Source organism: Vreelandella xerophytica, from assembly GCF_968048975.1.
In genome coordinates, this window is sequence record NZ_OZ309106.1 from 1149456 (window position 1) to 1161524 (window position 12069).

Below are 12069 nucleotides of genomic sequence, written 5' to 3' on the forward strand. Positions count from 1 at the left end.
CAAGAACGGGCGTCGAAGTCAAGAGTGAAGGGGGCCTTGCGCCCCCTTCGTTCAGTTGCGAATCAGGTAATCAAAGGCACCCAGTGAGGCCTTGGCGCCTTCGCCCATGGCGATGACGATCTGCTTGTAGGGCACGGTGGTGGCGTCGCCCGCGGCGAATACGCCGGGCACGGAGGTCATGCCGTGGGCATCGACGATGATCTCGCCGTGGGGCGACATCTCGATCGGCGAGCCCTTCAGCCACTCGGTATTCGGCACCAGGCCGATCTGTACGAAGATGCCTTCAAGCGCCACGTGCTTGGTCTCGTCGGTGTTGCGGTCCTTGTAGGTCAAACCGTTGACACGGCTGCCGTCGCCGATCACCTCGGTGGACTGGGCGTTCAGGATGATATCGACGTTGGGCAGGCTCTTGAGCTTTTTCTGCAGCACCGCATCGGCACGCATTTCACCCATGAATTCGACCAGGGTGACGTGACCCACGATACCGGCCAGGTCGATGGCCGCCTCGACGCCGGAGTTACCGCCGCCAATCACCGCGACATGCTTGCCCTTGAACAACGGGCCATCGCAATGGGGGCAGTAGGCCACACCCTTGTTGCGGTACTCCTGCTCGCCGGGCACGTTCATTTCGCGCCAGCGCGCACCGGTGGCCAATACCAGGGTCTTGCTCTTGAGCGTCGCGCCGGATTCAAATGTCACTTCGTGAAGCCCGCCTTCGACCTCGGCAGCCTTGAAGCCGCTTGCCCGCTGCAGGTTCATCACGTCGACTTCGTAGTCGTTGACGTGCTGCTCGAGCGCGGCGACCAGCTTCGGCCCTTCGGTGTAGGAGACCGAGATGAAGTTCTCGATACCCAAGGTATCGACGACCTGCCCACCAAAGCGCTCGGCGGCGATACCGGTGTTGATACCTTTACGTGCCGAATAGATCGCCGCCGAGGCACCCGCCGGACCGCCGCCGATGATCAATGAATCGAAGGCTGCCTTTTCGCTGAGCTTTTTCGCTTCGCGCTCGGATGCTCCCGTGTCCACCTTGGCCAGAATCTGCTCGACCGTCATGCGGCCCTGATCGAAGGGCTTGCCGTTCAGGTAGACGCTTGGCACCGACATGATCTCGCGCTCTTCGACTTCGTCCTGGAACAGCGCGCCGTCGATGGCCACGTGGCGAACGCCTGGGTTGAAGATCGCCATCAGGTTGAGCGCCTGCACCACGTCCGGGCAGTTCTGGCACGAGAGCGAATAATAGGTCTCGAAGAGCATATCGCCTTCGAGGGACTTGATCTGGTCCAGCACATCCTGGGAGGCCTTGGGCGGGTGGCCACCGACCTGCAGAAGGGCGAGTACCAGCGAGGTGAACTCGTGGCCCATGGGAATGCCGGCGAACACGACGCCGGTGTCTTCGCCGGGACGGTTGATGGCAAACGACGGTGTGCGCGCATCCTGGCCGTCGGTCTTGAGCGTAATCTGGCCGCTCAGGCTGTTGATGTCTTCCAGAAGGCCCAGCAGTTCTTTTGACTTGGCACCGTCATCGAGGGACGCCACGATCTCGAAGGGTTGAGTCACTTTTTCAAGATACGCTTTCAACTGAGTCTTTAAATTGTCGTCCAGCATGACAGTGGTGTCCTCGCAATAGGTTGACTATGTCTCGACCGGCTCGAACATACCAGCCAGGCTGGCTGAGCGCGGGAGAAGAGTAGCGTGGGTAGTTAAATGCTTTCGAACTTGAACGGTTTTAAATACGGCTTTCAAGGCTTAGAAACGACGCACCCGGGCAATGCCCGGGTGCGGGGCTGATCCGTCAAAACGTAAACTGTCGGAGCGGGTCAGCCAGCGGCGTTAGATCTTGCCAACAAGATCCAGAGACGGCGCGAGGGTCTCTTCACCTTCTTTCCACTTGGCCGGGCACACTTCGTTCGGGTTTTCACGAACGTACTGAGCGGCCTTCACTTTGCGCAGCAGCTCTTCGGCGTTACGGCCGATGTTGCCGGCGTTGATCTCGACGATCTGGACTTTGCCATCCGGGTCGACGACAAAAGTGCCGCGCTCGGCCAGACCGTCTTCTTCGATGAGTACTTCGAAGTTGCGCGAAATCTTCAGCGTCGGATCGGCGATCATCGGGTACTGGAGCTTGCCGATGGTTTCGGAGCTGTCGTGCCACGCCTTGTGAGTGAAGTGGGTATCGGTCGATACGCTGTAGATCTCGACGCCCAGTTTTTTGAACGCATCGTAGTTGTCGGCCAGATCACCCAGTTCGGTGGGGCAGACAAAGGTGAAATCCGCCGGGTAGAAAAAGAAGATGGACCACTGGCCTTTCAAGTCAGCATCTGTGACGTCAACGAATTCACCATTGAGGTAAGCAGTAGCTTTAAACGGTTTTACTTCAGTGTTGATCAAGGACATTCAGATCGTCTCCGTATGCAATGGATGATGGCTTGAAAATGTAGACATCATGTTAGCGGCGAAAGCGTGATAGCTAAAATTGAAAAAAGAAATTCAATCTATATAAGAAAACTATCAGCTACCTCGCTTGGCTGCTTTCGACGGCATCGTTTGACAGGTATCACTGAACAAGTAGGCCTGAAAAGCGAGGCTGAATTTGCGCCGTCGGAATCACTAGGTGGGGTCGGCAAGGCCTTAATGCAACAATTTTCTGGCCAGCCCTTGCGGTGGGGGGCCAGGCCGCGCAGAATTCGCAGCTCCAAAAAATTGCCTAGCCGCGTTTAGGTGCTAATTTGAGTGTTGGCGCTTTAAAGTACGCAAGTAAACTACTGAAGTAAGGCGTTTTGAGGGGATCGCGAAAGCGTAGGGCTTGCGGGATCATCGACTGGGTGGAGTCGCCCGGATCTATCAGCATTAGTACAAGGAGCAACTCGATGGGGAATATCCACAAACTCTCAGCGGCCGTTACGGCTATCTCTTGTGTCGTAGCGGCGCACGCCCACGCTGATGAAGTGAGGGTTTATAACTGGTCTGACTATATTGCTCCGGAAACGCTTGAAAAGTTTACCGAGCGCACCGGTATCGATGTTACCTATGATGTCTACGACAGCAATGAAACGCTGGACGCGGCACTGCTGGCTGGCCGCTCCGGGTATGACGTGGTCGTCCCTTCATCGCATTTTTTCATGCGTCAGCGCCAGGCGGGTGTCTATCAGGCGCTCGATAAGGACGCGCTGCCCAACCTTGAGAACCTCAATGCTGAGTTGATGGAAAACCTGGAAGCCATCGACCCGAACAGCGAATACATGGTGCCTTACATGTGGGGTACCAACGGCATCGGCTACAACGTCGATCGAGTCACCGACATTCTGGGCGACGACGCCCCGGTAGACAGCTGGGCGATGCTGTTCGACCCGGAAATCACCGGTGTCCTTGCCGAGGCTGGCTGCGGCATCTCGATGCTGGACAGCGGTGAGGAAATGCTGCCCGCGGCCATGGCCTACCTTGGCCTGAACCCCACCAGCGACAATACCGACGATCTGGAAGCGGCGGGTGAACTGATTGCCGGCATTCGGGATGACATTACCTACTTCCACTCCTCGCGCTACATTTCCGATCTCGCCAACGGCGATATCTGTGTGGCGGCGGGCTACTCCGGCGATGTCTTCCAGGCCGCCGAGCGCGCCGAGGAAGCGGGCCGTGATTTCGAAATCGGCTACACCATTCCCAAAGAGGGTGCCGCACTCTGGTTCGACGTGATGGCGATTCCGGCGGACGCGCCGAACGTGGAAAACGCTCACGCCTTCATCGACTTCATTCTCGATCCGGAAATTGCCGCCGAGATCACCGATTACGTCAGCTACGCCAACCCCAACTCAGCGGCAGATGCGTATATCGACGAAGAGATCCTCAATAACCCGGCGATCTACCCGGAAACCGAGGTCATGCAGAATCTGTATGTGGCCCTGGACATGCCGCAGGCGTTCCAGCGCGTTCGCACACGTATCTGGAACCGCGTTAAATCCGGTCGTTAACTAGCGCCTCTTGAGCGGCGGGCAGGGGTATCCCTGCCCGCTCTTTATCGTTTGGTGCCTGGCTCGCCAGGCCTTGGATGGGAGTGGCGAATGGTCACTACGCCCCTGTCGAATGAAAACCCACCTGCCACAAGTGCGGTGCGCACCCCCGGCAAGACGCCTCGTTTCGCCGAGGATGTCGTGCTGGAAGTCAAGCGCTTGAGCAAGCGCTTTGACGATGCGCTGGCGGTGGATGATGTGAACCTGCAGGTCAAGCGCGGCGAAATCTTCGCGTTGTTGGGGGGGTCTGGTTCGGGGAAGTCGACACTGTTGCGGATGCTGGCGGGGTTCGAGACGCCCTCCGAGGGCCGTATTCTGCTGGGCGGCGAGAACATCACCGATACGCCGCCGCACAAGCGCTCGATCAACATGATGTTCCAGTCCTACGCGCTCTTCCCGCATATGAGTGTGGCGCAGAACATCGCCTTCGGCCTGAAGCAGGACAAGCTTTCCAGGGCGGACATCGAGGCGCGGGTGGCGCAGATGCTCAAGCTCGTTCACATGGAGCGCTTCGCCAAGCGCAAGCCGCACCAGCTATCCGGCGGCCAGCGCCAGCGCGTGGCACTGGCGCGCTCGCTGGCCAAGCGCCCCAAGCTATTGCTGCTCGACGAACCCATGGGGGCGCTGGACAAGAAACTGCGTACCGAGATGCAGCTCGAGGTGGTCGAGATCATCGAGCAGGTGGGGGTGACCTGCATCATGGTGACCCACGACCAGGAAGAGGCGATGACCATGGCCGATCGCGTGGCGATCATGGCCGATGGCTGGATCGAGCAGGTGGGTTCGCCGGTGGATATCTACGAAAGCCCGGCCAGTCGCATGGTGGCGGAGTTCGTCGGCACGGTGAACCTGTTCGAAGGCGAAATCGTCAAGGACGCCGCCGACCACTGCACCATCGAGTCTCCGGCGCTTTCTCGGCCTATCTACATCGATCACGGGATTACCACCCAGGCGGTGGACCGACGTGTATGGGCGGCGATTCGTCCGGAAAAGATCTGGCTCAGCCGCGAAAAGCCCGAAGGCGAGTACAACTGGGAGGCGGGCAAGGTGGATGATATCGCCTATCTCGGCGGCTACTCGCTCTACTACGTGCGTACCGCCTCCGGTCAGCTGATCAAGGCGAGCATGGCCAATACCGAACGGCGTGGCGACCGGCCCACCTGGGAAGATAACGTTTACGTGTCCTGGGAAGACCATAGCGCGATTGTGCTCAACCGCTAACCCGCGTGGCTTTAGGAGAGCGTCCTTGATAAAGCTGTCTCACTTCGCAGCGCCCTTGAGGCGTCTGCAGATTGGCCGCCGGGCCGTGATCGCACTGCCGCTTCTGTGGCTGACGCTGTTCTTTCTGCTGCCCTTTGCGCTGGTATTGAAAATCAGTCTGTCCGAGTCGATGGTGGCCATCCCGCCGTTCGGCCCGCTCGTCGAATACACCAACCAGACGCTGCACGTCTTTCTCAACCTGGGCAACTACCTGTTTTTGCTTTCGGACTCGCTCTACGTGGCTGCGTACTGGGGCTCGATCAAGACAGCGTTCATTTCCACCGTGGCCTGTCTGCTGCTGGGCTATCCGATGGCCTATGCCATGGCCCGCGCCCCGAAACGCTGGCAGCTTATCCTGCTGCTTCTGGTGATGCTGCCCTCCTGGACATCGTTTCTGATTCGGGTATACGCCTGGATGGGTATTCTCAGCAACAGCGGGCTGATCAATAACCTGCTGATGGGAACAGGCATCATCGATTCGCCCCTGCGCATGATGAACACCCAGTTTGCGGTGGTGATCGGCATCGTGTACGCCTATCTGCCCTTCATGGTACTGCCGCTTTACGCCCATTTGACGAGGCTCGATAACGCGCTGCTGGAAGCGGCGGCGGATCTGGGCTCGCGCACGCTCAACACCTTTTTCAAGGTGACGCTGCCTCTCTCCATGGGGGGCATCGTGGCAGGTTCGATGCTGGTGTTCATTCCGGCGGTGGGAGAGTTCGTCATCCCCGAGCTTCTGGGCGGACCGGATACGCTGATGATCGGTAAGGTGCTGTGGGAAGAGTTCTTCCTCAATCGCGACTGGCCGGTGGCCTCGGCCCTTGCCATGGTGATGCTGCTGTTACTGCTCGTGCCTATCGTGTGGTTTCATCGCTATCAGTCACGGGAGCTTGAAAAATGAGCGTGATGTCTCGTCGCCCCCAGTTCACCACGGTCATGCTGACCGTGGGGCTCTTGTTTCTTTACCTGCCGATGATCGTGCTGGTGGTGTACTCGTTCAACGCCTCAAGGCTTGTGACCGTGTGGGCCGGCTTTTCCACCGAGTGGTACGGGGCCCTGTTTCGTGACCGCCAGATTCTCGCCGCGGTCTGGACAAGTCTCGAGATCGCCTTTTTCGCCGCCAGCATGGCGGTGTGTCTGGGGACCGTGGCGGCCTTCGTGATGACCCGCTACAAGCGCTTTCGCGGCAAGACGGCGCTGTCCAGCATGGTGACGGCACCCCTGGTCATGCCGGAGGTGATTACGGGGCTTTCGCTCTTGCTGCTGTTTGTACAGATGGCGCAGTTGACTGGCTGGCCGGCGGATCGCGGCATGGCGACCATATGGATTGCCCATACCACCTTCTGCAGTGCCTACGTGGCGGTCGTGGTAGCGGCGCGGCTTCGCGAGATGGATCGCTCCATCGAGGAAGCGGCGATGGATCTTGGCTCGCCGCCGCTCAAGACCTTTTTCTGCATCACCCTGCCGATGATCTCGCCGGCCTTGATTGCCGGCTGGCTTCTGGCCTTCACGCTCTCGCTGGATGATCTGGTCATTGCAAGCTTCGTATCCGGCCCCGGGGCCAATACGTTGCCGATGGTGGTGTTCTCCTCGGTACGCCTTGGGGTATCTCCCAAGATCAATGCGCTGGCCACGCTGATCATCCTGGCGGTTTCGCTTGCCACGCTGCTCGCCTGGTACGTCATGCGCCGTGGCGAGAAGCGGCGACAGGCACTCATCAATCAAGCCAATCAGGCGAACGCCCGTCAGGCGCCTTGAGGGTTACAAGACGTCGTCGTCGCGCCCGGTGATGACGGCTTCGAGCTCATCGGTCATGGGCGAGACGACCACCTGCAGCTGAATCGGCGCGCAGCACTGATGGCAATCTTCCCAGGTGGTGTGACTCCCCTGGGACGTGTCGATGACGAACGTGAGAGGGGTGCCGCAGTAGGGGCAGTCGAACGCGTGATCGATCAGCGCTTCGTCGTTCATGATGGCTTCCTTGGCTTGAAATGTCAGCAAGGCCCAGTGTAGCAAAGCCTGGGCGAGCACCCGCGCCATGAATCAGGTAGGATGGGGGCGCGGTTATTTGGCTAATCAATTGAGAGAACGATGATGATACGTTACATGGTAGTCGCGGCCGCGTTGGCTGTCCCGATGGTCGCTTTGGCGGATACTCCGAACGTCACGCCGGGCGAGTGGGAATTTGTCAGCGTCACCCGCATCAGCGGTGAAATGGATATTCCCGACCAGACCGAAACCGAGCGCCAGTGCATCACGCAACAAGAGCTTGAAAGCGCTGAATTCGGCCTGATCGAAGAAGAGCAGGGCTGCGAGCTTCTAAGCCAGGACATGAACGCGGACGGCATCTCTTACAGCATGGCCTGTAGCGCCGAGGGCGGTCAGGCCACCATCGATGGCGAAATGAGCTTCATGGGCGAGCAGATCGACGGCACGGTAACGATCTTGACTCAGTCGCCCATGGGTGAGCTCACCATGGACACCACGATCGAAGGTCAGCGTGTTGGCGAGTGTGGCTAAGCGTGCAGCACTCTTGAAAAAGAGCGCCTTCGGCGCTCTTTTTGTTTCAGGGGGCCTCGTGGCGCGCCATTTCTTCCTCCAGGCGGCGCTTGACCGCACCGGGAGAGCCCGTGTGCCGAGCAAGCAGGTCGTAGGCCACCGGCACCACCAGCAGCGTGAATACCGTGGCAGCGCCCACACCGGCCATGACCACGGTACCGATGACCAGGCGCGATTCTGCTCCTGGCCCGCTTGAAACGATCAACGGGATCGCGCCGGCCATGGTGGTAATCGCGGTCATCAGAATCGGACGAAGACGGGTGACGGAGGCCTCGATGAGCGCCTCGCGAAACGCCACGCCTTCATCGCGAAGCTGATTGGCGAACTCGACGATCAGAATCCCGTTTTTTGCCGCCAGACCAATCAGCAGCACCAATCCCACCTGACTATAGATATTCAGCGACTGGCCGCTCAGCAGTAGGGCGAGCAGGGCACCGCTCATGGCCAGCGGCACGGTCAGCATGATCACCAGCGGATGGATCAGGCTTTCGAACTGCGCTGCGAGCACCAGAAAGACCACCACCGCCCCGAGCACCAGCAGGAAGGTCGTTGCTCCGCTTGCTTGCTGGAAATCCCGTGAAGGGCCCGCCAGGTTGGTCTGGGCAGCTTCGGGCAGCAGGGCGTCGGCGCTTTGCTGCAGATACGTCAGCGCCTCGCCCAGCGGGTAGCCATCCGCCAGATTGGCCTCGATGGTAATGGCCCGCACCCGGTCGAACCGGTTGAGGGTGCTGGCGCCGGCGAAGTCGGAAAGCGTCACCAGGCTTGAAAGCGGAATCAAGGCGCCGCTTCGCGCTGAGCGCACCTGAATGTTATCCAGCGCCCGGGGACTGTTCTGGCGAGCCCGGTCGCCCTCGACGATTACATCGTACTCTTCCCCGTCGGCGACATAGCGGGTCACGTTGCGCCCGCCCAGCAACACTTCCAGGGTGCGGCCGATTTCGCTGACCGTGACGCCCAGTGCGGCCGCCCGGGTGTAGTCGATATCTACCCGAAGCTGGGGCTGGGTTTCGTTGTAATTGCTCTCGAGCGCAGTCAGTCGGGGGTTGTCGCGGCGTACGTGGTCGATCAGCGTATCCCGCCAGCGGGCGATTTCTTCATAGGAGCCGCCGCCGAGCACAAACTGGACGGGTTTCTGGGTGCGCTGACCAAACCCCTGGCGCATCACCGGAAACGCCTGCACGCCGGGCAGACGGGAAAGCGTGGCGCGCACGTCGTTCATTACGTCCCAGGCGCTTCGCCGACTGCCCCAGTCTGCCATGTCGACAATCAGAAAACCGCTGTTGAAGTTTTCGATATTGCCAAACCCGCGCGGGGCACGGACCACCACACGTTCAAGCTCGCCGTTCTCCACAAAGGGGGCCAGGCGCGCCTCGATCTCGTCCATGTAGTCCATCATGTAGTCGAAGGTGGCACCTTCGGGACCGTTCACCAGCACGATGAAATTGCCTCGATCCTCTTGCGGGGTGTATTCGCTGGGGAGATTGGCACCCAGCCAGGCGGTGGCGGCAACCAGCAGTACAAACAGCGCTGCCACCAGCCATCGAAGGCGCAGGGTTAGTTCCAGCACGCGCCGATAATGGCGCTGGGTCGTGTTCAAGAGCCACTGCACGGCACGACCGATGCGGCCATCGTGCATGCCGGGCTTGAGGATCTTGGAGGCCATCATGGGCGTCAGGGTCAGCGCCAGCAGGGTGGAGAACACGACCGCTGCGGCCATGGTCAGGGCGAACTCGGAAAAGAGCCGGCCGATATCGCCTTGAAGCATGCTCAAGGGAACAAATACCGCCACCAGTACCAGGGTCGTGGCGATCACCGCAAAACCGATCTGGCGGGTGCCCCGATAGGCTGCCACCAGCGGGGTTTCTCCATAGTCGTGCATGCGCCGGTTGATGTTTTCAAGCACCACGATGGCGTCATCGACGATCAACCCAATGGCCAGTACCAGTGCCAGTAGCGTCAAGAGGTTGATCGAGAAGTTCATTACCGCCAGTGCGGTAAACGCGCCAATCACCGCAATGGGAACGGTAACGGCGGGCACCAGGGTGGTGCGCAGATTCCCCAGAAAGAGAAAGATGACCACCACCACCAGGCCCATGGCGATAAAGAGCGTGGAAACCACCTGTTCGATGGCACCGGAGACGAACAGTGAGGCGTCGTAGTTGAGACTTAAAGCCATGCCCTCGGGGAGCGTCTGCTGGAGGCGTTCAAGCTCGAGCTGTACCGCCTCGGAAAGCGCCAGCACGTTCGCGGTGGACTGCATGATGATGCCCAGCCCTACCATGGGGACGCCGTTGGCACGGAACACCGACCGGTCCTCGACCGAACCCACCTCGACCCGGGCGACATCGGAAAGGCGCACCAGATAGCCGCGTTCACCTTGATCCAGCGCCAGGCGCTTGAAGTCATCGGCGGTGGCAAAGCTTCTTGGCAGGCGCACGATGAACTGGCGATCCGCGGACTCCAGCGAGCCCGCCGGCAGTTCGACGTTTTCAGCCCGCAGGGCGTCTTCGATATCGCCTACGGTGAGCCCCCGGGCGGCCAGGGCATTGCGGTCAAGCCAGACGCGCATGGCGTAGTCCCGACCGCCGCCCAGGCGAACCCGGGCGACGCCGGGCTGGGTCGAGAGACTATCGACCAGGTACCGATTGGCGTAGTCGGTCAGCTCCGTCATCGAGTAGTCTGCTCCGGAGAGACTTAGCCACACTACGATCTCTTCGCTGCTGTCGGCCTTGGTGACTTCCGGGTTGTCGGCGTCGTCCGGCAGGTTGCGAAGCGCCCCGGCGATACGATCGCGAATATCGTTGGCCGCGGCGTCGATATCCATGGTGATGGCGAACTCGATCTCGATGCGCGAGCGGCCGTCTTCACTTGTTGATGTGATCAGTTCGATCCCTTCCACGCCGGCGATGCGATCCTCCAGAATCTGGGTAATGCGCGTTTCCACCACGCTGGCTGACGCCCCGGGGTAGCGAGTATCGATGCTCACGATCGGCGGGTCGACGGCGGGGTACTCCTGAAGCGGCAAGCGGTTCAGCGCCAGAAGGCCAAAGGCGATGATCAGCGCGGCGATGACCATGGCGAGCACCGGGCGCTGTACCGAGATGTCCGATAAGCGCATTAGCGGTCCGCCTCCAGAAGCTCGCGAACCCCGGTAGTGTCATCGACGATGCCCAGAAGGCGAACCTCGAGATCATCGCGGGCCAGCTGTAGCCCGTGCACCACGACAAGATCACCTGCCTCCAGGCCTTCGAGAATTTCCACTTCGCCATAGCGACGCTCACCGATCATCACCTGGCGCTGTTCCAGGCGGTGGGTATTGTTGTGGTCATGGATCAGCATCACGTAGTGACGGTCGCCGCTGGGCTCCAGCGCGGCTTCGGGCACCACCACCGCCTCGCGGATACGCTGCTGGACGATTACTTCCATCAACATGCCCGGTCGAAGACGAAGGCCGGGGTTATCGAGCCTGGCGCGTACGTCGATGCTGCGGGTGACGGGGTCGATTCGCGTGCCTATGCTGGCAATCTCGCCGCCGAACACGTCATCCGGGAAGGCGGCGGTGGTGGCGCTCAGGGAAAGGCCCTTGGAAAGACGCCCCAGAAACACCTCGGGTACGCTGAAGTCGAGCTTCATCACGTCCAGCTTGTCGAGAGTGACCAGTTCCATCCCCGGTGTGACCAGCGTGCCGACGCTGATATTGCGAAAGCCGACCCGGCCGCTGAACGGCGCGTGAAGGCGATAGTCGGTCAATTGGGCCTCTATGGCCTGCGCCTGGGCGCGAGCCTGATCGAGCCGAGCCTGGGTATCCTCGACATCGGCGCGGGCAGCCAGGTTGCGATCCTGTAACTGAGTGGCCCGCCCCAGGGCGTTGCCGCGTTCGGCGGTCAGCGCCTGCGCTGCGCGCAAGAGCGCCTGTTCCTCGCTGTCTTCCAGGCGGATCAGGAGTCGGCCACGCTCGACCTGCTCGCCATCCTCGAAATTGATCTGGGCGACCGTGTCGGTCACCGTCGCCGACAACGTCACGCTCTCATCGGCGTTCAGGGTGCCCAGCGCCTCCAGCGGGTCGGACCAGGTGCTGGTGGCGACATGGCTGCCGATCACGCTGGGCATCGGCTGGGCCAGCGCCAGCGGGCAAAAAGCGAGCAACAGCAAACTCAAGGAGCGTCTTAAAACATGCATAGGCGTCTCAGCGTCATTAGGCGCATGGCGTGACTTGAAAAGCGCAGGGTCAGGCAAAGCG

At 60.4% G+C, this 12069-nt stretch carries 10 protein-coding genes; 5 read left to right on the top strand and 5 right to left on the bottom strand.

Going from position 1 to position 12069, the window contains the following annotated elements; translation table 11 throughout:
- Window positions 1-51 precede the first annotated feature (51 nt).
- Together ahpF and ahpC are read right to left on the bottom strand one after the other, a co-directional pair.
- Entirely contained in the window at window positions 52-1608 is a 1557-nt protein-coding gene (gene ahpF, locus ACWF8S_RS05485) for an alkyl hydroperoxide reductase subunit F (RefSeq protein ID WP_447555836.1), read from the bottom strand.
- A gap of 225 nt (window positions 1609-1833) precedes the next feature.
- Window positions 1834-2397, bottom strand: a complete 564-nt coding sequence (gene ahpC, locus ACWF8S_RS05490; protein WP_447555837.1) for an alkyl hydroperoxide reductase subunit C — start codon at window positions 2395-2397, stop codon at window positions 1834-1836.
- 473 nt (window positions 2398-2870) lie between these two features.
- On the opposite strand from ahpC, the gene ACWF8S_RS05495 reads away from it, so the two are divergent.
- From ACWF8S_RS05495 to ACWF8S_RS05510, 4 genes are all read left to right on the top strand, one after another.
- A complete protein-coding gene (locus ACWF8S_RS05495) occupies window positions 2871-3971 on the top strand; it encodes a polyamine ABC transporter substrate-binding protein (protein WP_447555838.1) in 1101 nt (366 codons plus the stop codon).
- Window positions 3972-4061: 90 nt separating this feature from the next.
- The gene (locus ACWF8S_RS05500) at window positions 4062-5231 is read left to right on the top strand and encodes an ABC transporter ATP-binding protein (RefSeq protein ID WP_447555839.1); all 1170 of its coding nucleotides are present in this window, start codon (window positions 4062-4064) and stop codon (window positions 5229-5231) included.
- 28 nt (window positions 5232-5259) lie between these two features.
- Complete coding sequence (locus ACWF8S_RS05505) at window positions 5260-6171, top strand: ABC transporter permease subunit (RefSeq protein ID WP_447556551.1); 912 nt, start codon at window positions 5260-5262, stop codon at window positions 6169-6171.
- Window positions 6168-7028 (top strand): ABC transporter permease subunit, encoded by an 861-nt coding sequence (locus ACWF8S_RS05510; protein ID WP_447555840.1) that lies wholly within the window; start codon window positions 6168-6170, stop codon window positions 7026-7028. The genes ACWF8S_RS05505 and ACWF8S_RS05510 overlap by 4 nt, the downstream gene beginning before the upstream one ends.
- Before the next feature lie 3 nt (window positions 7029-7031).
- Here ACWF8S_RS05510 and ACWF8S_RS05515 read toward each other — a convergent pair whose 3' ends face one another.
- Entirely contained in the window at window positions 7032-7241 is a 210-nt protein-coding gene (locus ACWF8S_RS05515; RefSeq protein ID WP_447555841.1) for a CPXCG motif-containing cysteine-rich protein, read from the bottom strand.
- A gap of 120 nt (window positions 7242-7361) precedes the next feature.
- Between ACWF8S_RS05515 and ACWF8S_RS05520 the strand changes: the two genes are divergently transcribed.
- Window positions 7362-7790: a DUF3617 domain-containing protein gene (locus ACWF8S_RS05520; protein WP_447555842.1), complete on the top strand. Its 429-nt coding sequence runs from the start codon at window positions 7362-7364 to the stop codon at window positions 7788-7790.
- A 46-nt stretch (window positions 7791-7836) separates the two neighbouring features.
- Here the strand turns inward: ACWF8S_RS05520 and ACWF8S_RS05525 are convergent, their stop codons facing one another.
- Together ACWF8S_RS05525 and ACWF8S_RS05530 are read right to left on the bottom strand one after the other, a co-directional pair.
- Complete coding sequence (locus ACWF8S_RS05525; protein WP_447555843.1) at window positions 7837-10947, bottom strand: efflux RND transporter permease subunit; 3111 nt, start codon at window positions 10945-10947, stop codon at window positions 7837-7839.
- Entirely contained in the window at window positions 10947-12008 is a 1062-nt protein-coding gene (locus ACWF8S_RS05530) for an efflux RND transporter periplasmic adaptor subunit (RefSeq protein WP_447555844.1), read from the bottom strand. The genes ACWF8S_RS05525 and ACWF8S_RS05530 overlap by 1 nt, the downstream gene beginning before the upstream one ends.
- Between the last annotated feature and the right edge of the window lie 61 nt (window positions 12009-12069).